Origin of the sequence: Mucilaginibacter sp. 3215 (genome assembly GCF_050433785.1) — a bacterium.
Lineage (GTDB): Bacteria > Bacteroidota > Bacteroidia > Sphingobacteriales > Sphingobacteriaceae > Mucilaginibacter.
The window spans coordinates 133,905-157,598 of sequence record NZ_JBNPWO010000004.1 but is presented as its reverse complement, the minus strand read 5'-3'; the positions used below and the strand labels follow the sequence as shown (position 1 = coordinate 157,598).

Annotated in this window: 24 protein-coding genes; 19 read left to right on the top strand and 5 right to left on the bottom strand. The window is 41.3% G+C overall.

Annotated elements, in window-relative coordinates; translation table 11 throughout:
- Positions 1-21: 21 nt before the first annotated feature.
- Complete coding sequence (locus tag ABIC84_RS09285; RefSeq protein WP_091171982.1) at positions 22-459, bottom strand: hypothetical protein; 438 nt, start codon at positions 457-459, stop codon at positions 22-24.
- A 253-nt stretch (positions 460-712) separates the two neighbouring features.
- Between ABIC84_RS09285 and pgi the strand changes: the two genes are divergently transcribed.
- Positions 713-2,359 (top strand): glucose-6-phosphate isomerase, encoded by a 1,647-nt coding sequence (gene pgi, locus ABIC84_RS09280; protein WP_429263422.1) that lies wholly within the window; start codon positions 713-715, stop codon positions 2,357-2,359.
- A 473-nt stretch (positions 2,360-2,832) separates the two neighbouring features.
- On the top strand, positions 2,833-3,267 hold the full coding sequence (tnpA, locus tag ABIC84_RS09275; RefSeq protein WP_429263421.1) for an IS200/IS605 family transposase: 435 nt from the start codon (positions 2,833-2,835) through the stop codon (positions 3,265-3,267).
- A gap of 93 nt (positions 3,268-3,360) precedes the next feature.
- On the opposite strand, the gene ABIC84_RS09270 is transcribed toward tnpA, so the two are convergent.
- From ABIC84_RS09270 to ABIC84_RS09255, 4 genes are all read right to left on the bottom strand, one after another.
- Positions 3,361-4,434, bottom strand: coding sequence for a glutaminyl-peptide cyclotransferase (locus ABIC84_RS09270; protein WP_429263420.1), 1,074 nt, complete (start codon positions 4,432-4,434; stop codon positions 3,361-3,363).
- Positions 4,435-4,439: 5 nt separating this feature from the next.
- A complete protein-coding gene (locus tag ABIC84_RS09265) occupies positions 4,440-4,808 on the bottom strand; it encodes a YraN family protein (RefSeq protein WP_426584377.1) in 369 nt (122 codons plus the stop codon).
- Entirely contained in the window at positions 4,808-6,751 is a 1,944-nt protein-coding gene (gene dnaG, locus ABIC84_RS09260) for a DNA primase (RefSeq protein ID WP_429263419.1), read from the bottom strand. The genes ABIC84_RS09265 and dnaG overlap by 1 nt, the downstream gene beginning before the upstream one ends.
- Positions 6,752-7,142: 391 nt before the next feature.
- Positions 7,143-8,012, bottom strand: a complete 870-nt coding sequence (locus ABIC84_RS09255; protein WP_429263418.1) for a DMT family transporter — start codon at positions 8,010-8,012, stop codon at positions 7,143-7,145.
- 111 nt (positions 8,013-8,123) lie between these two features.
- On the opposite strand from ABIC84_RS09255, the gene ABIC84_RS09250 reads away from it, so the two are divergent.
- The 17 genes from ABIC84_RS09250 (at position 8,124) to ABIC84_RS09170 (ending at position 23,611) form a co-directional block, all read left to right on the top strand.
- The gene (locus tag ABIC84_RS09250; RefSeq protein WP_429263417.1) at positions 8,124-8,615 is read left to right on the top strand and encodes a hypothetical protein; all 492 of its coding nucleotides are present in this window, start codon (positions 8,124-8,126) and stop codon (positions 8,613-8,615) included.
- Positions 8,616-8,674: 59 nt separating this feature from the next.
- The gene (locus ABIC84_RS09245; protein ID WP_090530211.1) at positions 8,675-8,884 is read left to right on the top strand and encodes a hypothetical protein; all 210 of its coding nucleotides are present in this window, start codon (positions 8,675-8,677) and stop codon (positions 8,882-8,884) included.
- 182 nt (positions 8,885-9,066) lie between these two features.
- Positions 9,067-10,503 carry an asparagine--tRNA ligase gene (gene asnS / locus ABIC84_RS09240; RefSeq protein ID WP_426584369.1) on the top strand — a complete coding sequence of 479 codons (1,437 nt, stop codon included), beginning with the start codon at positions 9,067-9,069 and terminating at the stop codon, positions 10,501-10,503.
- 98 nt (positions 10,504-10,601) lie between these two features.
- On the top strand, positions 10,602-11,078 hold the full coding sequence (locus ABIC84_RS09235; protein ID WP_429263416.1) for an SRPBCC family protein: 477 nt from the start codon (positions 10,602-10,604) through the stop codon (positions 11,076-11,078).
- Positions 11,079-11,165: 87 nt separating this feature from the next.
- Complete coding sequence (locus tag ABIC84_RS09230) at positions 11,166-11,708, top strand: RBBP9/YdeN family alpha/beta hydrolase (protein WP_429263415.1); 543 nt, start codon at positions 11,166-11,168, stop codon at positions 11,706-11,708.
- A gap of 213 nt (positions 11,709-11,921) precedes the next feature.
- The gene (locus tag ABIC84_RS09225) at positions 11,922-12,293 is read left to right on the top strand and encodes a methionine-R-sulfoxide reductase (protein WP_090531310.1); all 372 of its coding nucleotides are present in this window, start codon (positions 11,922-11,924) and stop codon (positions 12,291-12,293) included.
- Between the two features lie 559 nt (positions 12,294-12,852).
- The gene (locus ABIC84_RS09220; protein WP_426584363.1) at positions 12,853-13,827 is read left to right on the top strand and encodes a ribonucleoside-diphosphate reductase small subunit; all 975 of its coding nucleotides are present in this window, start codon (positions 12,853-12,855) and stop codon (positions 13,825-13,827) included.
- Positions 13,828-13,986: 159 nt separating this feature from the next.
- On the top strand, positions 13,987-16,359 hold the full coding sequence (locus ABIC84_RS09215) for a ribonucleoside-diphosphate reductase subunit alpha (protein WP_429263414.1): 2,373 nt from the start codon (positions 13,987-13,989) through the stop codon (positions 16,357-16,359).
- 132 nt (positions 16,360-16,491) lie between these two features.
- Positions 16,492-16,773: a cysteine-rich CWC family protein gene (locus ABIC84_RS09210; RefSeq protein ID WP_429263413.1), complete on the top strand. Its 282-nt coding sequence runs from the start codon at positions 16,492-16,494 to the stop codon at positions 16,771-16,773.
- 113 nt (positions 16,774-16,886) lie between these two features.
- Positions 16,887-17,840, top strand: a complete 954-nt coding sequence (locus ABIC84_RS09205; RefSeq protein ID WP_429263412.1) for an acyltransferase family protein — start codon at positions 16,887-16,889, stop codon at positions 17,838-17,840.
- Between the two features lie 86 nt (positions 17,841-17,926).
- A complete protein-coding gene (locus ABIC84_RS09200; protein ID WP_426584355.1) occupies positions 17,927-18,109 on the top strand; it encodes a hypothetical protein in 183 nt (60 codons plus the stop codon).
- Between the two features lie 252 nt (positions 18,110-18,361).
- Positions 18,362-19,054 (top strand): hypothetical protein, encoded by a 693-nt coding sequence (locus tag ABIC84_RS09195; protein ID WP_426584353.1) that lies wholly within the window; start codon positions 18,362-18,364, stop codon positions 19,052-19,054.
- A gap of 364 nt (positions 19,055-19,418) precedes the next feature.
- Positions 19,419-19,832: a 30S ribosomal protein S12 gene (rpsL, locus tag ABIC84_RS09190; RefSeq protein WP_073405808.1), complete on the top strand. Its 414-nt coding sequence runs from the start codon at positions 19,419-19,421 to the stop codon at positions 19,830-19,832.
- Positions 19,833-19,851: 19 nt separating this feature from the next.
- Positions 19,852-20,319 carry a 30S ribosomal protein S7 gene (gene rpsG, locus ABIC84_RS09185; RefSeq protein ID WP_110585619.1) on the top strand — a complete coding sequence of 156 codons (468 nt, stop codon included), beginning with the start codon at positions 19,852-19,854 and terminating at the stop codon, positions 20,317-20,319.
- Positions 20,320-20,460: 141 nt separating this feature from the next.
- Positions 20,461-22,572 carry an elongation factor G gene (gene fusA / locus ABIC84_RS09180; RefSeq protein WP_426584350.1) on the top strand — a complete coding sequence of 704 codons (2,112 nt, stop codon included), beginning with the start codon at positions 20,461-20,463 and terminating at the stop codon, positions 22,570-22,572.
- A gap of 116 nt (positions 22,573-22,688) precedes the next feature.
- Complete coding sequence (gene rpsJ / locus ABIC84_RS09175) at positions 22,689-22,994, top strand: 30S ribosomal protein S10 (RefSeq protein WP_022830652.1); 306 nt, start codon at positions 22,689-22,691, stop codon at positions 22,992-22,994.
- Positions 22,995-23,257: 263 nt separating this feature from the next.
- A complete protein-coding gene (locus tag ABIC84_RS09170) occupies positions 23,258-23,611 on the top strand; it encodes a YciI family protein (RefSeq protein WP_429263411.1) in 354 nt (117 codons plus the stop codon).
- Positions 23,612-23,694 lie beyond the last annotated feature (83 nt).

The following is a 23,694-nucleotide window of genomic DNA, read 5'->3' as shown; positions in this document are numbered from 1 at the left end:
TTAGGCAGATGTAATAGTATGTTAGGCAACCATCAGGTTGTTCACAAGCGGGTTCAGATCGGTACGGTTACCGTTTAGCTTAGTTAACATAGTACCCAAAGCAAATTCTTTGGCTTCACCGCTTTTTGTTTCCTTAATCAGTTCATTCATTACAGTTGGGATCAAAGCCTTTGCAACTGTTAACGCATGTGCCGGGTCGATACTGTAAAAAGTGTTAAGCTTATTTGCAAAGCGGTTGGTTATGCTCGATACTAATGAATTGTTGTAACTACCCGAGAACTGGAAGTACTTTATAAGTTCCTTCACCTTGCCGCTTTCAAGCTGGCCTTTTAAAACTTCAATGATTGAACTTGAAGCTTCATTGATCACCGCCTCATGATATTTAGCAGGAATCACCGGATTGTTGATAACAGCCGTCCCGGCGTTATCTTTTACAAGCAAAAACAGTTTTTCGAACATAGTAATACGTGCTTTTAAAGTAAATTTACAAATTGATGATAAATACCTGATTTGATTACCATCGATACAAATATATTAAATAAAAATTTTAAACTTCAAAATATATTTGTAATTATTTTGTAATTCTCATAATTTTCAAGTGTAAAATCAACACTATGCCAGCCGTGTTTAAACAACACTAAGACAGGCTAATAATTTATTTAATGACTATCTAACAATTAACTTTTTACTTTTGTTGAAAAACAACACAATTATGCTGCCAACTACTGATTTTACAACAACCCAGGCTTACAAATATCTTACAGACCATTACATTGATATTGTATCAAAAAACCTGAAGGAAATGTTTGATGCTGACGACCAGCGTTTTAATAAGTTCTCGATCCAGTTTGAGGATATCCTGCTTGATTATTCAAAGAACCGTATCGATGATGAAACTATCGCTTTATTGATCCAACTGGCCAAAGAATGTTCATTAAAAGAGGCGATAGACGCCATGTATTCCGGCGAAAAAATTAACGTTACGGAAGGCCGTCCGGTATTACACATCGCATTACGTAACCGCAGCAACACTCCTATTTATGTTGATGGTAAAGATGTTATGCCCGATGTAAATAAAGTGCTTGACCAAATGAAAGCCTTCAGTGAAGCCATCATTTTAGGCGAGTGGAAAGGCTATACCGGCAAAGCTATTACCGATGTAGTTAATATCGGTATCGGCGGCTCAGACCTTGGCCCGGTAATGGTTACTGAAGCTTTAAAAGCATACAAAAATCATTTGAACCTCCACTTTGTAAGTAACGTAGACGGCACACATATAGTTGAAACCCTGAAAGCAGTTAATCCTGAAACTACGCTGTTCCTGGTGGCTTCAAAAACTTTCACTACCCAGGAAACTATGGGCAACGCCCACAGCGCCCGCGACTGGTTCCTGGCCAGCGGTGCTACTGAAGCTGATGTGGCTAAACATTTCGCCGCTCTTTCAACCAATGCAGCAGCTGTTGAAAAATTTGGTATCGATACCAAAAACATGTTTGAGTTTTGGGATTGGGTTGGTGGCCGTTACTCTTTATGGAGCGCTATCGGTTTGTCAATTGCCCTAAGCATTGGTTTTGAAAACTTTGCCGATTTGCTTGCCGGTGCCCACGCGACTGACAATCATTTCAAAACTGCCGAATTTGACCAAAACATCCCGGTTATTATGGGACTGATCGGTATCTGGTATAATAACTTCTTTGAGGCCGAAACCAATGTTATTTTACCTTATGATCAATACCTGCACCGTTTCTCTGCCTATTTCCAACAAGGCGATATGGAAAGTAATGGCAAACATGTTGACCGTAATGGTAAAGATGTTGACTACTCTACTGGTCCGATCATCTGGGGTGAACCGGGAACAAACGGCCAGCACGCGTTTTACCAATTGATCCACCAGGGTACCAAACTGATCCCTGCCGATTTTATTGCTCCGGCACAATCGCACAACCCGCTGGGTGAGCACCATAACATGTTGCTTTCAAACTTCTTTGCTCAAACCGAAGCGTTAATGAATGGCAAAACCGAAGAGGTAGTTATTGAAGAACTTAAAGCAGCCGGAAAATCTGACGAGGAAATTGCTCAAATTGCTCCGTTTAAGGTATTTGAAGGCAACCGTCCAACAAACTCATTCCTGATTAAAAAAATCACCCCATACACTTTAGGCGCGCTGATTGCTATGTATGAGCACAAGATCTTTACCCAGGGCATCATCTGGAACATATACAGCTTTGACCAATGGGGTGTTGAGCTTGGTAAACAACTTGCCGGCAAGATCCTTCCTGAATTGAAAGATAATGCAGAGATCAACAGCCATGATTCATCAACCAACGGCTTGATCAATCAATATAAAGCCTGGAGGTAATGCCCCCAGCCTCCTAAAGGGGGGAGGTTTATAGTTTAAACAACAAATGCCCGGATTCTCCTGGCGTTTGTTGTTTTTAAAAAGCTTAAACTTATAGCAGAAATTTTTCCGGCGATTTCGGCTAAAGCCGGTTTGCAATTCCTACTGTTCCGTTGGTTAAAACCAACGGCAATGAATTTTAACAGCTCGTTAATTAACTTTTTATAGACATAAATCAGCCGGAATAAATAATGATTAATGTCGGCCAAGCAAATGCTCTTTCATTGCAATTGGTTTTAACCAACAGATAAAATTAAGGCAATACAACGGCTTTAGCTAAAATAAACCATACCTTTCGAATAGGAAAACCTAACGAATACACAGATTTCTCTCATCATTGCCGTTGGTTTTAACCAACGGATAAGATCATCAACATTTAAAGGGCTTTAGCCAAAATAAACCATACCTTTAAGGAAAGAACAACTTTCTAAACTATGTCATTTGTAAAAATCTGGATCCATTTAGTATTTGCAACTAAAGACAGACAACCTTTGCTTACCCAAAACATAAGATACCAGATAAATAAACACATCATAGAGAACTGCAAAGAGAAAGGGATATTCTTACAAGCGATTAATGGCTATACCGATCATATCCATTGCTTTATTTCTTTAGGAAAAGATCAAAGTATCGCTAAAATAAGCCAGCTAATTAAAGGCGAATCATCCCTTTGGATAAATAAGAACAAGCTGATAGACCAACAATTTGGCTGGCAGGACGATTATTTTGCGGTATCAGTAAGTGAATCACAGGTATCAACTGTCATTAGCTATATTAACAATCAGGAAAATCATCATCAAAAGAAATCATTCAGTGATGAAGTTGAAGAATTTATGAACCGATATGGCTGGCAACTGCTCAATAACTAAAACATGAAACGCCCGGGTAATCCGGGCGTTTCATGTTTATAAAAATAGTCTTTCAAACTATGGTTCCCCCTTCAGGGGGTTAGGGGGCGAGGCTTAGGGAACCGGCACAAACTTTACCTGGTACAAATGCGGCCATTTTTTACCGGTAACAAACAGGCGTTCACCTTTGGCATCCCAGGCAATTCCGTTTAGCACGTTATTATTCCAGTCCCTGTCCTGCGGACGGCTTGCCACCGGGTAAATCTCTTTCAAATCAATTATCTGCTCCACCGCACCGGTTTTAGGATTGATCACCAATATGTTATCGGTTTGATAAACATTAGCATAGATCTTACCGTTGATGTATTCCAGTTCGTTTATTGAATCTATCTGTTGTTTATCGTCACACACATCAATGTGGCCTATCTGATGGTAATCATTTTTATCCAGGAACCAGATCCGGTTGGTGCTATCATCCATGTATAATTTTGTTCCGTCATAGCACATCCCCCAACCTTCGGGGCCAACGTTGTTGGTGAAGTTGTTAAGCAACTTCAATGTATTTTTATCGTACACAAACCCTACCTTTTCCTTCCAGGTAAGCTGCACTACTTTATCACCAATAACCGATAAACCTTCGCCAAAGTATTTCTCATCAAGCTTGGTTTCCTGTAAAACCTTACCTGTATTCAAATCAACCTTGCGGATGGATGAGTGTTTATAGTCTCCGGTACTTTCGTATAAAACACCATCAACATATTGCAGGCCTTCGGTATATGCAGCGGTATCATGAGGGAAAACTTTTTCAACCTTATAAGTGTACCTGGCAGGGGCTTTTGCCGCTAATAACAGGACATTGGTTGATACCTCATTGCTTTTACCGCCTTCATAAACCTTAGCCGTGATCATCCTGATACCCAAGCCAATGGTATCTGTTTTAAGGCTGATGCCTGCAGTATCTTTGCTGGAAGCAATCTTTACCGAATCGAGCAGGTAAACTACCGAATCAACTTTACTGCCTGTAGGATAGCCTACTTTGATGTCGATCTTATCGCCGGCTTTGTAGTTTGCACCGGCGTCGGGGGTGATAGTATAATCTGTAGCCGAGCTATCAGGTTTATGGTTACAGCTGCAGCCGAAGGCCATTAGGGCAAGGGCGGCAAAAAATAGCTTTAGTTTATTATTCATAAGTGTTATGTGGCCGAAGGCCAAAACGCATCTTCTATATGGTTTAGTATATAATTTCCACTGCGGTCAAACAAAATAGCGATGATATCAAACCGCACTTCGCCCTGGTGGTTCATGAGGTAGATGTATTCATCAGCGGCTTCGGCCAGCAGTTTTTGCTTACGGTTATCTACAAAATCTTCGGGTTCTCCAAAGCCATTGCCCGTGCGAGTTTTTACTTCGGTAAATATAATAACCTTGTCTTTATAAGCAATTATATCTATCTCAGCTTTTCCGTAAGTCCAGTTTTCATCAAGAATTTCGTAGCCTGCTTTTTCGAGGTGGGTTTTGGCTAATGCTTCGCCGATGCGGCCAAGTTCAAGGTGTTGGGCCATTATTTTATGATTACGGAGCCCAAAAAGTCAGATATTGATTTTTCTACCTTTTTCATACGCATGTACTGGTTAAGCAGTATTTCCTGGTCGGCCTCAGTATCGGCTTTTTGAAGCTGGGTGCGCAGGTCTTCCAGCATTTTACCAACCTTGTGCTTTTTAAGGTGAAATATCGCACCGAGAATAGTTGCCTTCATATTAACCTGCTCATCGTTCACCGTGATCTTATGCATTTCATACCAGTTTTCACTGAGCGAATATTTACTGGCTAACATGTTAATAGTTAAATCAACTATAGCTTTGTCCTTATGGTGAATAAAATAAGCCTCATCCGGCAGTACACCGTTTTCTACTTCGCGACGGTAAATTTCGGTAATCTGCTTACAAACCGGATGATCAAAAGTAACATCACTCAACTCGGCAATAATGAATGGGCCTATATAGGTATTGGCAATGCCGTCCCAGTCAATCATACGGCTTCCATAATGCAGCAATAAACGCACAATTTCCTTTTCCTGAAAAGCATCGTCTTTAGCAACTTGTGGCTCAAGTACAACAGGCTCATCAAAAAAGTGGGGTTCATCGGGCATTTCGGCAAACCTGTTGTTTTGCTGCTGACGCTGCTGCTCCTCCTTTTTGGCTTTGGCAGAGCGCATTTTATTGAGCTCGGATAAAAGGGCGCGCTCGTCTATCTGCAATAAACCGCTACACTCTTTTATAAATACCGATGCCTTGATGCTATCCGGGATCTTGGCGATACTTTCAACCACCTCACGGATCACATCAGCCTTTTTTATCGGGTCGTTACCAACTTCTTTAAGCAGGATCTGGGTTTTATACAGGATAAAGTCCTTCTTATTTTCCTCGATGTGCTTTTTAAAAGCACTTGACCCTTTCGATTGTACAAATGAATCAGGATCATGTCCATCCGGAAACAGCACTACTTTTACATTAAGCCCTTCCTCCAGGATCATATCCAAACCACGCAGTGAAGCTTTGATCCCGGCTGCGTCGCCATCATATAATATGGTGATGTTTTTAGTAAAACGGGCAATGAGCTTAATCTGCTCGGTTGTGAGTGATGTGCCTGATGAAGCCACCACGTTTTCAACCCCTGCCTGGTGTACCGAAAGTACGTCGGCATAGCCCTCTACCAGGTAACAGTTATCCTGCTCACGAATGGCCTTTTTAGCAAAGTAAAGCCCGTAAAGTACATTTGATTTATGGTAAATCTCAGACTCGGGCGAGTTAACATACTTGGCTACGTTCTTATCTTTTTTTAGTGTACGGCCGCCAAAACCAATTACCCTGCCAGTAAAACTATGGATCGGGAACATTACCCGACCGCGGTACCTGTCGAACAAGGCCCCGTTATCCCGCTTTACCGACAGACCGCTCTCGACCAGAAACTGCTCTTTATAGCCGTTCCTGATGGCGGCACCTGTAAAAGCTTCCCATTGATCGGGCGAGTAACCCAATTCAAACTTTTTGATGGTTTCGGTGGTGAACCCGCGTTCTTTAAAATAACTGAGACCGATGCTTTGCCCTTCCTCCGTTTCGAGCATGGCCTCGTGAAAAAACTTAGCAGCAAATGCCGATACGATCATGAGGCTTTCCCGGCGAAGATCCTCCTCGCGGTTTTCGGGAGCTTCAACAGTTTCTTCAACCTCGATGCCGTACTTTTTAGCAAGCCATTTCAAGGCTTCAGGATAACTGAACTTTTCCAGCTCCATTAAAAACGTAACAGCCGAACCACCTTTTCCTGTCGAGAAATCTTTAAAAATACCTTTTGCCGGGGAAACCGTGAACGAAGGGGTACGCTCATTCGCGAAAGGCGAAAGGCCTACATAGTTGGCCCCGCGCTTTTTTAACTGCACAAATTCCCCTATTACCTCCACAATGTCGGTGGCTTCCATAATACGGTCGATAGTGGATTTTTGAATCATGAGTTAAAATGCAAATGTAGGGAAGATAGATCGTTGCCCGTAATTCGAAAACGTTAAAATACGGTTTTGTTTGATAACGAGCTGTTTAAAATTCAATCTCCTTAAGAGACAAGTTTACCGTTAACGCTTTGAGTTAAGATCCTGAGATATATACCAATTTCATTACTGCGATGACAGGGGTTAACAGGGTTAACATAAATTCAATAATACAAACACAAAAAACTTATAATCAATTACTTAATAAAGCAATAGGGTTACATTAAATACTGCTAAAGTATTAGAAAAGTAATAAAATTATACAAATCGTACTTCAATCGTTGCGACCGAAGCGAACTGAAGATATTAACATCATGATATGATATAACTTCATTTGTACTGCGCTTAAACCCGTTTAAACCAAGGTATTCGCTTTTTGATTTCGGGGTTTTAAAAATGTTACCGCTATCCCCGCCAATACAATTATGCTGCCAACAATCTCATTAAAACCTAAACGTTCATGCAGAAAAAAAGCAGCCAGCAGCCCGGCAAAAACCGTTTGGCTTAATAAAGCGATGGAAACCCTGGTTGGTTCCAGATAACGTAACGAGTAATTGATGGTTAGCCAGCCTGCTAACTGGCAAATAAGCCCCATACCTATAAAGCAAAGCCAAACTTTTAAAGAAAGATGAACAATATCGTTATGCATAGATCCATTGACTACCAGCAAAAAAATACTGGCGCTCAGCATACTGTAAAACATAAAACTAAACACATCAATACCGGCCATAATATTTTTGGTGATCATGATATAAGTAGCATAAAAAAAACTGGCGAGTATAGCCAGCAGTATGCCGGCATTAAGTTCCATGTGCAAAATATGTTCATAACCTACCAAAACAACCATACCGGCGATGGCAATGAGCGTACCTATCCAAAATAGCCGACCTGATCCTTTTTTTAAAAACAGGAAGCTCATCAGGCCCACCCAAACCGGGGCCAGGTTGGCAATAAGGGTTGATACAGTGGCGCTGATCTTTAACAGCGAAATATTCCATACTGCAATATCAAGGGCGAAAACCATGCCCGCAGCTATGGAAATAAGCAATTGCTTTTTATCTATTTTTAGTTTTTGCCTAAATACACAAAATGGAGCAAGACAAATCCAGGCTATAAACACCCGGTAAAATGCCGATCCTATAGGTGATACCCCGGCAAGCTTTACAAATATCGGCGAAAAGGAAATACATAAAATACCAATAACAAGGCTCACTTTAGGATTCATAGGCGATAAAACAAAATGAGCGGCAAACTTACTGAAACCACGTATAATATGCCTTACTTTTAAATATCTTTATATTTCCTGTACAATTTATTAACCTGTCATCAGTAAGCAATGAAATATCCCTGTTTGATATTAGCCATAGCCGTGGCCCTGCTTTTTTCAGCCTGCAAAAAAAAGGACTGTTGTAATTTTCCGGTCATACCCGATTTTATACTTGCGCAAAAAAACAACATCAAATGGGAGGCTAATCCTTCCGGTTCGAATATAATGGGTGATACCATTACCATATCAGCAAAAAGCACCATTGGAGGTGAAGAAGAGCAGGTAGGTTTTAAAATTGTGTTTGATGGTGTTGGGTATTATACCCTCAAAGCAAACGAAAACTATTACCACATTACAAAAAACGGCTCCCCGTTAGCCGGATACAAACCTGACCCTACCCATCTTAGTTCGGTAACTATAATTTCGTACAACCAGGCCGATAAAATACTGCAGGGATTGTTCGAATTACGTTTTCTGAAAGTAATTGATAGCCAAACCGAAAGTCATCCGGACAAGGTTACTTTTAGCGAGGGCAAGTTTAAAGCTAAACTCAAATATTAACTTTTATATTAATTGTAACTAAGCTTAATTATCATTCGTATTAGTTGTAAATTTGTTTTATGAAAAAAGCTCTATTATTAACCGCCTCAGTATCACTTCTGTTATTTGCTGGCTGCCAAAAAAATGGCGTAGCCCCAAAACAAGACAGTGTTAGTGCAAAAAAAAGCATTACCAACCAGTCATTGAATAAAAGCAAAGACACTATTATGGTAGGCGGCGCGACGACAAACACGTTGCTCCGTGACACAATCATGGTTACAAACAAGTAAGCGTCGAAAAGAAATAGCCGGGATACTTCGCGTTCCCGGCTATGTATTAGTCGCTGGTTTCCCTTTCCCCCTTTCTCCGGATATATCTTTCCGTGTTAACATGCTAATGTTTTTTAGCTCATGTTTCAAAGTGCGCTTTCATAATTAATTGTATTTTTGCGACTCTAAAAATTATACATGATATGAGTCAGCGAACTAAGATCAAAGCATTGCTGCAAAGCCAGCAAACCGAAATTGATGTAACAGTTAAAGGATGGGTGCGTGCATTCCGTTCAAATCGTTTTATTGCTTTGAATGATGGCTCAACTAATAATAACATCCAGGTAGTTGTTGATTTTGAAAATACCGACCCGGCATTACTTAAACGCATCACCGTTGGTGCAGCACTTAGTGTTCAGGGTAAATTGATAGCATCTTTAGGTAAAGGCCAAACAGTTGAGGTTGTTGCAACTGAGATTGAGATTTTAGGCGATAGCGATCCTGAAAAATATCCTATCCAGCCTAAAAAGCATAGCCTTGAGTTTTTGAGGGAAAACGCCCACCTGCGTTTCCGTACCAGTACGTTTGGCGCTATTTTCAGGGTGCGTAACAGCCTGGCATTCGCGGTGCACCAGTTTTTCCAGGAACGTGGTTTTGTTTACCTGCATACCCCTGTAATTACGGCTTCAGATGCTGAAGGCGCGGGCGAAACTTTTCACGTTACCAACTTCGATTTGGATAACATCCCAAAAACAGATACCGGCGAGATTGACTTTAAACAAGACTTTTTTGGTCGTGCTACTAACTTAACGGTATCCGGTCAGCTGGAAGGTGAACTTGGTGCTATGGCCCTGAGTGATATTTATACATTCGGCCCAACTTTCCGTGCCGAAAATTCAAACACCACACGCCACCTGGCCGAGTTTTGGATGATTGAGCCGGAAGTAGCGTTTAACGATCTGGTTGACAACATGGACCTCGCCGAGGACATGCTGAAATATGTGATCAAATACGCTTTGGATAAAAATGCCGATGACATCGAATTTTTAACCCAACGCCTAACTGAAGAGGAAAAAACCAAACCGCAAAATGAGCGCTCAGAAATGACGCTGCTTGAAAAACTGCAGTTTTGCTTAAATAACGATTTCGAGCGCCTAACTTATACCGAGGCGATCGACATCCTGAAAGAATCTACCCCGAACAAAAAGAAAAAATTTGTTTATCCTGTTGAAGGCTGGGGTACCGACCTGCAGAGCGAGCATGAGCGTTACCTGGTCGAAAAACACTTTAAAAAGCCGGTGATCCTGACCGATTATCCAAAGGAGATCAAAGCGTTTTACATGCGTCAGAACGACGATGGCAAAACTGTGCGCGCCATGGACATCCTGTTCCCGGGCATTGGCGAAATTGTAGGTGGTTCACAACGTGAAGAACGTTTAGACAAGCTTGAACAACGCATGAACGAAATGGGTATCCCTACCGAAGAGCTCTGGTGGTATTTGGATACCCGCCGTTTCGGTTCTTGTCCGCATGCCGGCTTTGGTTTGGGTTTTGAGCGTTTGGTGCTGTTTGTTACCGGCATGAGCAACATCCGCGATGTGATTCCTTTCCCAAGGTTTCCTAAGAATGCGGAGTTTTAACCGTTGATTGTTTTTTGATTTTAATGATTACGCTGATTATTTGTAATGCGTAACACTATATTTGGGCTGTCGTTAAACGACAGGCTCTTTTATACTATATGCCATCACAAATTCTGCTTGCTACCCATATTAATGCGCCTGTTGAAAAAGTATTTGACATTGCCCGTAACATCGATGTACATGTGGAATCGACAAAACATACTGGCGAACGAGCTATTGCCGGGCGTACAACCGGCTTGATTGAGCTTGGCGAAACTGTTACCTGGCGGGCAAAGCATTTCGGCATATGGCAAAACCTTACCTCAAAGATCACTGAAATGGAATATCCAAATTACTTTACCGATATCCAGGTTGAGGGCGCTTTCAAAAGCTTTACTCATGAGCATTATTTTTATCCTATCCTTAACCAAACCATGATGCGGGATATTTTTACCTTCGAATCGCCAGGTGGGATTTGGGGCGATGCCGTTAATTATTTGTTTCTGTCAAATTATATGACGAGTCTGCTATTAAAGCGAAATGAAGTAATCAAACAAATAGCAGAGGGACCCAAGCTCCCTAAAGCGAGAGCTTAACTGCTTTAGCCTAACATGGGCAACTGCTTAAAAATTGATATATTGAGCTTTCAATTATTAGATTATTTCAAACATCTTACTAAAACTATGACTTTCAACTCTGATATTCTTATACACCCGGGATTGGGTAATTCAGGACCACAACACTGGCAAAGTATTTGGGAAAAACAGTTCAATTTTACCGGTATTGAACAGCAGGACTGGGAAACCCCGGTTTGTAGCGATTGGGTAAAAACAATAAATGATTATGTAAAGCGCCTTGAACCGGCAAATGTGATTTTAGTTGGTCACAGCCTGGGTTGTGCTGCTATAGCCCGGTGGGCCACAGAATATAACATCAAGATAAAAGGTGCATTATTGGTTGCGCCAAGCGATACTGAGGCAGATAGTTATCCAACCGGCACAATTGGCTTTACGCCGGTGCCCTTAGGTAAACTACCATTCAAATCAACAACTGTAGTTAGTAACAATGATTTTTACGTGAGCCCGGAACGTGCTTCATTATTTGCAGACAGTTGGGGCAGTGAAGTTGTGAACATTGGTGATGCCGGCCATATAAATGTATCAGCAGGTTATGGCGAATGGAATAAAGGCCTTGAATTATTAAAAAAACTGGACGCGGGATATTAAGCCCGCAGGAGTTATTTGTTTTCAGCAATCCGCATATCTGAAATCTGCACATCAACACATCTGCAGCTCGCCCGTCAAACCAGTGTAAACATCAGCCTGCAAAACATTATATCGACCTAAATTGTCGTATCTTTATGGTAGATCAAAACACCAGATGGAGTTTCCCGATCGGTGAGATCATCAAGAAAAATCTGTGTAATCCCAACAAAAAATATGGAGTACAATCAATTAACGCCCGAAGAAGAAAGGGTAATATTATACAAAGGTACCGAAAGGCCGTTCACCGGTTCTTTACTGAACAATAAGGCACAAGGTTTATACGTTTGCAAACGCTGCGATGCGCCGCTGTATCGATCGGAAGATAAGTTTGAATCATTTTGCGGCTGGCCAAGTTTTGACGACGAAATTGAAGGAGCTGTACGCCGCGAGGTAGACGCCGATGGCCGCAGGGTAGAAATCCTGTGTGCAAATTGCGGCGCTCACCTGGGCCACGTGTTTGAGGGTGAGTACATGACCGCTAAAAACACCCGCCATTGTGTAAATTCAGTGTCGATGAAATTTGTTCCGGTTGAGGACGCAAAATAATTCGTAAAACTTTCAGGAATACGCCCGTTGATTCATGATTAACGGGCGTAATTGTTTTCCACATACCGGCCTGCAGTGACCTTTTAATTTCACATTTAAATATTGATACCTGCCGCAAGCAAAAGCATTTCATTATTGGCAATAATTGTCGGTGTTAAGTCAAGTAATTTATAATGTTAAATTATCGTAATCCGCAAGTATAAAGGCCTCCGAATTTCAATCAAATTTTTAATCGGCTGTTTTCAAGTCCGTTAATTTTCCATCAATATAACAAGTGCCGATAAAGTGTGGATAACTCGGGGGTTTGTGAAAAACTATCATTCACAACTACACAACTCAAACATTAACTTTGCTCAGCAAGGTAATAAAAAAGGCATTCAGCCGGCGGCCAGAAGCACTCGTCAACTTCTAATTAAATAACTGACTGTCAGAAAGTTACACAATACAGTTGCTAAGGAATGATCCGAAGGCATCAAAATTTAAAGCTTTATTGAAAAGTAGGGCTTGCTTTCGTGTCTGAATACCTGATTGAAGAAAGAAACTAATAAAGTAGACACCAATGAGTTTGGAAAACGAATTATTACTACGGGAAAACAAGGACCGGTTTGTTATCCTTCCCATCAAGTATCCCGCAATTTGGGAGATGTATAAAAAAGCGGAGGCCAGCTTCTGGACCGCCGAGGAAATCGACCTATCAGACGACATCAAACATTGGGAAAGTCTTAATTCGGGCGAGAAACATTTTATCTCGCATGTACTCGCTTTTTTTGCCGCAAGCGATGGCATTGTGAACGAGAACCTGGCGGTAAACTTCATGAGCGAAGTACAATTGCCCGAAGCACGCTGCTTTTACGGTTTCCAGATCATGATGGAAAACATTCACTCTGAAACCTATGCCCTGCTGATAGACACCTACGTAAAAGATCCCGCCGAGAAAGATCGTCTTTTCCATGCTATCGAAACTGTGCCATGCGTTGGCAAAAAAGCCGAGTGGGCATTGAAGTGGATCAACAACGGCAACTTTGCCGAGCGTTTGGTTGCATTCGCAGCTGTTGAAGGGATCTTCTTTTCAGGCAGCTTCTGTTCTATATTCTGGCTTAAAAAACGTGGCCTGATGCCGGGTTTAACTTTCAGCAACGAGCTGATCTCTCGTGATGAAGGCTCGCATTGCGAATTCGCCTGCTTATTATATGGCATGCTTGAAAACAAACTACCGCAGGAACAGGTTACCAAGATCATTACCGATGCGGTAGAGATAGAAAAAGAATTTATAACCGAGGCATTACCGGTTAACCTGATAGGAATGAATGCCAAGCTAATGAGCCAGTACATTGAGTTTGTGGCCGACAGATGGTTGGGCGAATTGGGTTACGATAAATTTTATAACGCAACCAATCCGTTCGATTTCATGGAAATGATCTCGTTACAGGGTAAAACAAACTTCTTTGAAAAACGCGTAGGCGACTATCAAAAAAGTGGTGTGCTAAACGCATCGGCCGAAAGCAAAAGCTTTTCGCTGGATGATGATTTTTAGATTTAGAGATTGGAGGTCAGAGATTAGGTTGAATCTTTGCATCAGGAAATCCTCAAATCAGGAAAATCAAGGTTTAGAATCAAGGTTCAGGAAAACAATCAAATCACAATAATATTAACTAAAAAAGCTTCGCTTTTAACGGGGCAAGGAGGGGCAAAAATGTTCGTAGTAAAAAGAGACGGGAGAAGAGAGTCCGTAAAATTTGATAAGATCACCGCACGTATTGAAAAACTGTGCTACGGGTTTCAATTAGTTGATCCAATTGATGTGGCTAAAAAGGTAATTGAAGGTTTGTTCGACGGCGTTACCACCTCCGAGCTGGATAACCTGGCAGCAGAAACCGCCGCTTCACTAACCACCAAGCACCCCGATTATGCTTTGCTGGCATCACGTATCGCGGTATCAAACCTGCATAAAAACACCATTAAATCGTTTTCAGAAACCATGCGCCTCCTGCATGAATATGTTGACAAGAAAACCGGTAAAGACGCGTCGCTTATCGCTGATGATGTGTGGGAAGTGATCAAGGAAAATGCTGAGTTACTTGACAGCACGATCATTTATGACCGCGACTTTGGTTTTGACTACTTTGGTTTTAAAACCCTTGAAAAATCATACTTGTTAAAGATCGACGGTAAAATCGCCGAGCGCCCGCAGCATTTATTCATGCGCGTATCGGTGGGTATCCATAAACACGATATTGAAAGTGCCATTAAAACATACCATTTAATGAGCGAGCGCTGGTTTACACATGCTACGCCAACCTTGTTTAATGCCGGTACGCCAAAACCACAAATGTCGTCATGTTTCCTGTTAACCATGAAAGATGATAGCATCGAAGGCATTTATGACACACTGAAACAAACCGCTAAAATTTCGCAAAGCGCGGGTGGTATTGGTTTAAGCATCCACAATGTAAGGGCTACAGGTTCATACATCAGCGGCACTAACGGTACCAGCAACGGTATCATCCCAATGCTGCGTGTATTTAATGATACCGCACGTTATGTTGATCAGGGCGGAGGTAAACGTAAAGGCGCTTTTGCTGTGTACTTAGAGCCATGGCATGCTGATATCTTTGAGTTCCTTGACCTGCGTAAAAACCACGGTAAAGAAGAAATGCGTGCCCGCGACTTGTTTTATGCCCTTTGGGTATCTGACCTGTTTATGCAGCGTGTTGAGGCCAATGAAGACTGGAGCTTATTCTGTCCGCACGAAGCACCGGGCTTAGCCGATTGCTGGGGTAAAGAATTTGAAGAACTGTACACCAAATATGAAAAAGAAGGCCGTCAGCGCCGTACTGTAAAAGCGCAGGAACTTTGGTTTGCAGTGTTAGATGCACAGGTTGAAACCGGTACGCCATACTTATTATATAAAGATGCTGCCAACGGTAAATCAAACCAGCAAAACCTGGGTACCATTAAAAGCTCAAACCTTTGCACCGAGATCATCGAGTATACCGATGCAAACGAAGTAGCTGTTTGTAATCTTGCATCATTGGCGTTGCCACGTTACATCAGTAACGGCGCGTTTGATCATGATAAACTGTATGAAGTAACTTACCAGGCCACCATCAACCTTAACCGGATCATTGATGGTAACTACTACCCGGTTAAAGAAGCTGAATACTCAAATCTGCGCCACCGTCCTATTGGTTTAGGTGTACAGGGCTTGGCTGATACTTTCATTCAACTGCGTATGCCGTTTGAAAGCGATGAAGCTAAAAAACTAAACATCGAGATCTTCGAAACCATCTACTTTGCAGCTATGACAGCTTCAAAAGATATGGCGATAAAAGATGGCGCTTATGAAACTTTCAAAGGCTCACCGCTGTCACAAGGTAAATTCCAGTTTGACCTGTGGGGTGTAAAACCGGAAAGCGGCCGTTGGGATTGGGAAAACCTGCGTTTAGATGTAATGAACCATGGTGTACGTAACTCATTATTGGTTGCACCGATGCCAACTGCTTCTACATCACAAATATTGGGTAACAACGAGTGCTTTGAACCATATACTTCAAACATATACACCCGTCGTGTATTGAGCGGTGAGTTCATTGTAGTAAACAAATACCTGCTGCGCGATTTGGTTAACCTTGGCCTGTGGAGCACCAGCATGAAAGATAAAATCATTAGCGCAAACGGCTCTATCCAGGAAATAGCTGAAATCCCTGCTGATATCAAAGCATTGTACAAAACTGTTTGGGAGATCAAGATGCGCAGCATTATTGATATGGCTGCCGACAGGGGCGCGTACATTTGCCAGTCGCAATCATTGAACCTGTTCATCAACTCGCCAAACGCTTCAAAATTGACTTCAATGCACTTCTACGCATGGAAAAAAGGATTGAAAACAGGTATGTATTACCTGCGTACACAAGCAGCGTCGCAAGCGGTTAAATTTACGGTTGAAAACCAGGGCGGCAAAAACATGGATCCAGTTATCCCGGCCGTTGTTGACGCCGTTGCCGACGAAATTCCTGCAGGCCCAACCTGCTCAATGGAAGAGGGCTGTGTGACTTGTTCAGCGTAGGTTTTTATTAGTCCGGAAGTAGGAAAGTACGCAAGTCCGTAAGATAACTTTCAAAGCCCATGAACTTCGATTTATGGGCTTTTACTTTTAGTGGGATTTCGTTGACATTCTACTTGCATTTAATTAATACTTTTGACTAACCGTTTCCGCACCGATCTTCCGGACTTGCGGACTTTACCGGCTTTCGGACTTAAAAGAATGCACAAACACGAGATCATCCGTTGCGAACGTTGCGAAACGCCTTTTGAATGTAAAGCCAATTCATTCACCAAGTGCCAGTGCAGTACTGTACAGCTTACCATTAACGAGGTGCAATACGTGAGCGAGTTGTATGATGGGTGTTTGTGCGCCAATTGCCTGCTCATTATTCAGCAGGAATACAGGGAAAGTATCAATATAATTGATAATCAATAAACCTCCATTGCATAACATATTAATTTTTAACGTCGCCATCAAAAGCAATCTTTCTTTTTTTAATATAGTTACCACCCCATTTCATTAAACAAATATTTATCAGATATTCGGGGGTGTTTAAACATCAAAGTAAGATAGATAGTATCGTTTTATTAAGAGGATTAGCTGCGTTAGGTGTATGTATCACTCATTATTATATAATGAATGCAGAAACATATAGTCCACTTATCAAACAGCTGTTTATGAGCGGTCAACTCGGCGTTTCAATATTTTTTGTGATATCCGGTTTTGTTCTTCCTTATTCGTTGAGTAAGATCAATTATACCCTTGCCAAATTTCCAAACTTCATATTAAAAAGGCTGTTCAGGATCGAGCCTCCTTATTGGGCGGCTATTGCCCTGCTTTTTATATTGGGCATTGTGCCTTGGCAAAGCTTTGATATCAGGCAATTTGCGGTAAATATATTTCATATTGCTCCGCTGTTTAAAAATTACAGCTGGTATTCACCCATCTTCTGGACATTAGCAATTGAATTTCAATATTACATTTTGTTAGGCCTGTTTTTTTCGTTGTTAATGCGTTGTAAACCTGCGGTATCTATTTTAATAGTTTGCAGCATAAGTGTAATATGTGTGTTTGCTAAACTTAATATACGTGATCTTGTATTTACCTATTGGTACGATTTTGCTGCGGGCTACATTGGGTTTATGTGTTTAATTAATAAGATCAGGCCTCAAACAGCAACAATCTACCTTACTGTTTTTTGCGCCATTGTTGCATGGAAAGTTTCTATCATAACAGGCGTATTGCCCTTTGTTACTACGTTAATTATCCTTTTATTTAACAAAAGACCTTACAGGCCGTTCCTGTTTTTGGGTAATATCTCATACTCTTTGTACCTCACACATACCATAGCCATATTTTTCTTTCTGAAATTTGCTAAAGCCCACTTATCAAATCCAATAATCCTTTTTGGGCTAACCATTTTATCATGTGTATGTTTTGCTGCTTTATTTTATACTATAATTGAAAAGCCCGTTCTCAGGCGCTCAAAAAAATTACAATAAGTAATTCCTCATTAATCCTTTTCTATTTCCATCAGTCATATAGGTGTACATCTTCAATAAAGATGATGGATTAAAGAATTTACGCCATGAAAAGGAAATTTGTTGCTTTGGCACTATTAATATCAGCAGTAATATCAGTAACCTCAGGTTGTGTGGTACGTGAAGATTATGGTCACCACCACAGGTACCGTAACGGATATAACAACGGTTATAATAATGGTTACCATGACGGTGACGATCACGGCCATTATCACGGCCGCGGTTATTAAGATTGTTAATTTAAGTTTTCTATATAAGTAGTTTTAGTGAGTGATGAAAGAGGGCGCCGGTTTTTACCGGCGCTCTCTTTATGTCCATCTGATTTATTCGACACCGAATTTTATTGTGGCCTTAAATTAAAAATACATTAAAATCAGAATTTAAAACGATAAAAATAAATTTAACAAAATTTAATTCTGTAAAATTTGATTTTCCAAAATCATTTTTTGTAGATTTGATTCAACATTATAAACCTATCAAAAATGACCAGCATTAAAACTACTACGGGCTATATATGCAGGTTTGCATTTATAGCTACATTCGCTTTACTACTTGTGACAAGCACAGTCACAACTATAGCCAAAAGCCCCAAACATTCAACAACTATTACTACTGATACCCAACTCAAAGCCTTTGAGGGCATTTACCAGTTAAAAGAGAACGAGTTTAGGGTTTACAAGCTTATTGTTGATGGCGATAAATTAATTGCCCAACAATTGGGGGGAGATCAAAAACTAACCTTAACCCGAAAATCGGATCTTGAGTTTGAACTTTTAGACGATGACGGCGATGAAAAGATCCCGGTTGTATTTTCAAAGAATGAGGCGGGAGAGATTAACCAGGTTTCGTTAGGTGGCAGACAAATATTCTTGAAAATAAAAAGCTATACCCCTCCCAGAGAAGTACAACTAAAGCCCGAACAAATAAAGGTTTTAGCAGGCAAATATCAATCGGACGAACGGGCTGATCTTTTTTTAACGATTACCGCTATTCCCGATGGTTTAACACTCAAACAATCATGGGATGGTAAGGAGATCAATTTTAAACCACTATCAGATGTGCTGTTTTTAAATCAACCTTTTGGCTTTCCATTAAAGTTCAGCAAAGATGCCAGTGGCACCCCTACCAAGGTATTGGCTTTTAATCGTGACACCTGGAACAGGGTAAAAGAATAAGTTCCCTAATTAAATCATTATATAAAGCATTACGGGCCGGGCCGCTGTTTCCTAAACCAGGTCACATCGGTAACCGGCCCTTTTTTGTGCCGTTGATTAAAGATGATTACGATGATTTTGCAGATTGTTATTAAAAGTAATTATAAAAAGGCGTCATTGCGAGGAACGAAGCAATCCCCTATTAGCAGGTCCGCCCTGTAGGTTTGGGATTGCTTCGTTCCTCGCAATGACGTTTCGGGTTAACTTTGCAGTGACTTCTTCCCCTCAAAAAAACTTTCACACAACTACTTGAAAATCAAAAATAATGTTCGTACTTTTGCAGTCCCGAAATGCGGGATAAAATTATTAGACAAAAAAGCAAGAAATGCCTACTATTCAGCAATTAGTTAGAAAAGGTAGAGTAGCTCTGGTTGACAAGAGTAAGTCACCAGCGTTGGACAGCTGTCCACAGCGAAGAGGCGTATGCACACGCGTGTATACCACTACCCCTAAAAAACCAAACTCAGCAATGCGTAAAGTTGCCCGTGTGCGCTTAACCAACGGTAAAGAAGTAAACGCTTACATCCCAGGTGAAGGTCACAACTTACAGGAGCACTCTATCGTTTTGATCCGCGGTGGTCGTGTTAAAGACTTACCAGGTGTACGTTACCACATCATCCGTGGTGCACTGGATACATCAGGTGTAGCTGGCCGTAACCAACGTCGTTCAAAATATGGTACCAAACGTCCTAAACCAGGTCAGGTAGCAGCAGCGCCAACAAAAGGTAAAAAGAAATAATTAAGGAGGATAGAAAGCAATGAGAAAGTCAAAACCAAAAAAGAGAATTATCCTTCCTGATCCAAAGTTCAATGATACTTTGGTAACAAGGTTTGTAAACAACATGATGTATGATGGTAAAAAATCAACCGCATACGCTATTTTTTACAACGCTGTTGAAATTGTTGAGAAAAAGACAAGCGAAAACGGCTTAGAAACCTGGAAAAAAGCTTTAAACAATGTAATGCCTGCTGTTGAAGTAAAAAGCCGCCGTGTAGGTGGTGCTAACTTTCAGGTACCTACAGAGGTTCGTCCTGAGCGTAAAGTAGCTTTAGGTATGAAATGGTTAATCAGCTATGCCCGTCGTCGCGGTGAAAAAACCATGATGGAGAAATTAGCAGGTGAAATCATCTCTGCTGCAAAAGGCGAAGGTGCCGCTGTTAAGAAGAAAGAAGATACGCACAAAATGGCTGAGGCTAACAAAGCGTTCTCACACTTCAGATTCTAATTAAGGATTACACCGATATAAAAGGATTACACCGATTATATATTAAGATTATATTGATTTACTATGATTGCGCCTTTTAGGTATAATCATAATAAATCAGTGAAATCATAACATAATCGGTGTAATCATAAAAAAACAAAAATGTCAAGAGATCTTAGATATACAAGAAATATAGGTATTGCCGCTCACATTGATGCTGGTAAAACTACCACTACCGAACGTATCCTTTACTATGCTGGTGTAAGCCACAAAATTGGTGAGGTACACGAAGGTGCCGCTACAATGGACTGGATGGCACAGGAGCAGGAACGTGGTATTACCATCACATCGGCTGCAACTACCGTTAACTGGAAATACAGAGGCCATAACTATCACATGAACATCATTGATACCCCGGGTCACGTGGACTTTACTGTAGAGGTAAACCGTTCATTACGTGTACTTGACGGTTTGGTGTTCCTTTTTAGCGCGGTTGATGGCGTTGAGCCACAATCTGAAACCAACTGGAGGCTTGCTAACAACTATAACGTTGCCCGTATCGGTTTCGTTAACAAGATGGACCGTTCTGGTGCTGATTTCCTGAACGTTGTTAAACAAGTTAAAAGCATGCTGGGCAGCAACGCTGTGCCACTTCAATTACCAATTGGTGCCGAAGAACACTTTAAAGGTGTTGTTGACCTGATTAACTGGAGAGGTATCGTTTGGAATGAGCACGATAAAGGTATGACCTTTACCGAAGTGCCAATTCCTGAAGATATGGTTGAAGAAGCTACCGAGTGGAGAGAGAAATTGCTTGAATCAGTAGCTGAGTATGACGAAAGCCTGATGGAAAAATTCTTCGAGGCTCCTGAAACTATTACTGAGCGCGAAGTGCTTGACGCTTTACGTAAAGCAGTTTTGGATGCTAAGATCGTTCCTATGGTTTGCGGTTCATCATTCAAAAACAAAGGCGTACAAACCATGCTTGATTATGTGATGGAATTATTGCCATCACCTATGGATGTTGAAGGTATCATCGGTACTAACCCTGATACAGGCGAAGAAATCTTGCGTAAACCAGATGTTAAAGAGCCATTTGCAGCTTTAGCATTTAAAATCGCAACCGATCCTTTTGTAGGTCGTTTGTGCTTTATCCGTGTTTACTCAGGTAACCTTGAAGCCGGTTCATACGTTCACAACATGCGTTCAGATAACAAAGAGCGTATCTCTCGTATCTTCCAGATGCACGCTAACAAGCAAAACCCTATCCCTAACGTAGGTGCAGGTGATATTGCTGCGGTAGTAGGCTTTAAAGATATTAAAACTGGAGATACCCTTTGCGATGAGAAACACCCGATCATCCTTGAGTCAATGAACTTCCCTGAGCCGGTTATCGGTTTGGCAATTGAGCCTAAAACTCAGGCCGACGTTGATAAATTAGGCATGGCTTTAGGTAAATTAGCCGAAGAGGATCCAACCTTCCGTGTAAACTCTGACGAAGAAACCGGCCAAACTGTAATTTCAGGTATGGGCGAGCTTCACTTAGATATCATCATGGACCGCTTAAAACGTGAGTTTAAAGTTGAGGTTAACCAGGGTGCTCCACAGGTAGCTTACAAAGAATCTATCACAGGTACTATCCAACACCGCGAAACATACAAGAAACAAACCGGTGGTCGTGGTAAATTTGCTGATATCCAGGTTATCCTTTCTCCAAATGATGAAGGTAAAGAAGGCTTACAGTTTGTGAATGAAATTAGCGGTGGTTCAATCCCTCGTGAGTTTATCCCATCTGTACAAAAAGGCTTCGAAGCTTCAATGGTAAACGGTGTATTAGCCGGTTATCCATTAACAAGCTTAAAAGTACGTTTAATTGATGGTTCATTCCACGCAGTCGATTCAGACGCGCTATCTTTCGAGTTAGCTGCTAAGATGGCTTACCGCGAGGCATTGCCAAAATGTAAACCAGTATTGCTTGAGCCGATCATGAAAATCGAGATCCTTACCCCTGAAGAAAACATGGGTGATGTTATCGGTGACATGAACCGTCGTCGTGGCCAGCTTTTAGGTATGGATTCACGTGCCGGTGCACAGGTTATTAAAGCAACTGTACCACTTTCAGAAATGTTTGGTTATGTAACCCAGTTACGTACCATTACTTCTGGCCGTGCTACTTCAACCATGGAGTTTGATCACTATGCTGAAGCACCACGTAACGTACAGGACGAAGTAGTAGCTAAAGCAAAAGGTAAAAAAGCTGCCGGTAATAACTAAAAATTAGAGAATAGTTGATTGGTGATTAGAGATTAGTTGCCAATCAGCTTTTCAAAATAATAAACCGGCGGGTTATAATTAATAGCTCTTATAATCAGCCATAACAATAAACAAAAATGAGCCAAAGAATCAGGATCAAATTAAAATCTTACGATTACAACCTGGTAGATAAATCTGCTGAGAAAATCGTAAAAACAGTAAAGCCAACAGGCGCTGTAGTTAGCGGACCACTTCCGTTACCAACCGAAAAGAAAATCTTCACCGTATTACGTTCACCACACGTAAACAAAAAAGCACGTGAGCAATTCCAACTTTGCTCATACAAACGCTTATTAGACATTTACAGCTCTAACTCAAAAACTGTAGATGCCTTGATGAAGCTTGAATTGCCAAGCGGTGTTGAGGTTGAGATCAAAGTTTGATAAACGACCGGCCCACTGAAAGGTGTGGGATCAAAAAATAAAAAGACCATTTGCGTAAGCGGATGGTCTTTTTTTGTTGGGTATAACCTATATTTAATTATTATATGAACTTTCTGATTTTTGAAATTACCCGGGTTCAGAAAAATTCCGAAATTGAACATCTCAAATTCAAAATAAATATTACCCGCCCTGTCCTATTTAGCCATTTCCATTTGATATAGAGGTGTAATTCATATATTTATTAACCTTTAAAATTTAAAAAGATGAACGAATTCGTTTTAATTTTCAGGCACGAGGATGGCACTAAAATAGCTTCTCCCGAACAGATCCAAATCTGGATGAAACAAACTATGGACTGGATTGGCGGCATAGCTGCTCAAAACAAATTTGTGAGCGGCACTGGCTTGCCCTTTGCCGATGCCAAAATTGTAGGCCATGGCGGCGTAGTTACCAACGGTCCCTTCGGCGAGATCAAAGAAACGATAGGCGGTTTCATCACTGTAAAAGCCGAATCGGTTGAAGAAGCTGTGGAGTTTGCCAAAGGTTGTCCTGTTTTGCAGGGCGATGGCAATACCGTTGAAGTGCGGAAGGTTGCCAAGAATGATGGGGTGCATTAAAATAATTTTATAAATCATGTCATTGCGAGGAGCAGCTCGGGCAAAGAGTATCCGGCGCAACGTGGCAATCCCGGAGTTATGCC

Bases quoted from the DNA above. Each gene is read 5' to 3' on its own strand.
- ABIC84_RS09285 (WP_091171982.1), bottom strand. From the start codon at position 459: ATGTTCGAAAAACTGTTTTTGCTTGTAAAAGATAACGCCGGGACGGCT.
- pgi (WP_429263422.1), top strand. From the start codon at position 713: ATGCTGCCAACTACTGATTTTACAACAACCCAGGCTTACAAATATCTT.
- tnpA (WP_429263421.1), top strand. From the start codon at position 2,833: ATGTCATTTGTAAAAATCTGGATCCATTTAGTATTTGCAACTAAAGAC.
- ABIC84_RS09270 (WP_429263420.1), bottom strand. From the start codon at position 4,434: ATGAATAATAAACTAAAGCTATTTTTTGCCGCCCTTGCCCTAATGGCC.
- ABIC84_RS09265 (WP_426584377.1), bottom strand. From the start codon at position 4,808: ATGGCCCAACACCTTGAACTTGGCCGCATCGGCGAAGCATTAGCCAAA.
- dnaG (WP_429263419.1), bottom strand. From the start codon at position 6,751: ATGATTCAAAAATCCACTATCGACCGTATTATGGAAGCCACCGACATT.
- ABIC84_RS09255 (WP_429263418.1), bottom strand. From the start codon at position 8,012: ATGAATCCTAAAGTGAGCCTTGTTATTGGTATTTTATGTATTTCCTTT.
- ABIC84_RS09250 (WP_429263417.1), top strand. From the start codon at position 8,124: ATGAAATATCCCTGTTTGATATTAGCCATAGCCGTGGCCCTGCTTTTT.
- ABIC84_RS09245 (WP_090530211.1), top strand. From the start codon at position 8,675: ATGAAAAAAGCTCTATTATTAACCGCCTCAGTATCACTTCTGTTATTT.
- asnS (WP_426584369.1), top strand. From the start codon at position 9,067: ATGAGTCAGCGAACTAAGATCAAAGCATTGCTGCAAAGCCAGCAAACC.
- ABIC84_RS09235 (WP_429263416.1), top strand. From the start codon at position 10,602: ATGCCATCACAAATTCTGCTTGCTACCCATATTAATGCGCCTGTTGAA.
- ABIC84_RS09230 (WP_429263415.1), top strand. From the start codon at position 11,166: ATGACTTTCAACTCTGATATTCTTATACACCCGGGATTGGGTAATTCA.
- ABIC84_RS09225 (WP_090531310.1), top strand. From the start codon at position 11,922: ATGGAGTACAATCAATTAACGCCCGAAGAAGAAAGGGTAATATTATAC.
- ABIC84_RS09220 (WP_426584363.1), top strand. From the start codon at position 12,853: ATGAGTTTGGAAAACGAATTATTACTACGGGAAAACAAGGACCGGTTT.
- ABIC84_RS09215 (WP_429263414.1), top strand. From the start codon at position 13,987: ATGTTCGTAGTAAAAAGAGACGGGAGAAGAGAGTCCGTAAAATTTGAT.
- ABIC84_RS09200 (WP_426584355.1), top strand. From the start codon at position 17,927: ATGAAAAGGAAATTTGTTGCTTTGGCACTATTAATATCAGCAGTAATA.
- ABIC84_RS09195 (WP_426584353.1), top strand. From the start codon at position 18,362: ATGACCAGCATTAAAACTACTACGGGCTATATATGCAGGTTTGCATTT.
- rpsL (WP_073405808.1), top strand. From the start codon at position 19,419: ATGCCTACTATTCAGCAATTAGTTAGAAAAGGTAGAGTAGCTCTGGTT.
- rpsG (WP_110585619.1), top strand. From the start codon at position 19,852: ATGAGAAAGTCAAAACCAAAAAAGAGAATTATCCTTCCTGATCCAAAG.
- fusA (WP_426584350.1), top strand. From the start codon at position 20,461: ATGTCAAGAGATCTTAGATATACAAGAAATATAGGTATTGCCGCTCAC.
- rpsJ (WP_022830652.1), top strand. From the start codon at position 22,689: ATGAGCCAAAGAATCAGGATCAAATTAAAATCTTACGATTACAACCTG.
- ABIC84_RS09170 (WP_429263411.1), top strand. From the start codon at position 23,258: ATGAACGAATTCGTTTTAATTTTCAGGCACGAGGATGGCACTAAAATA.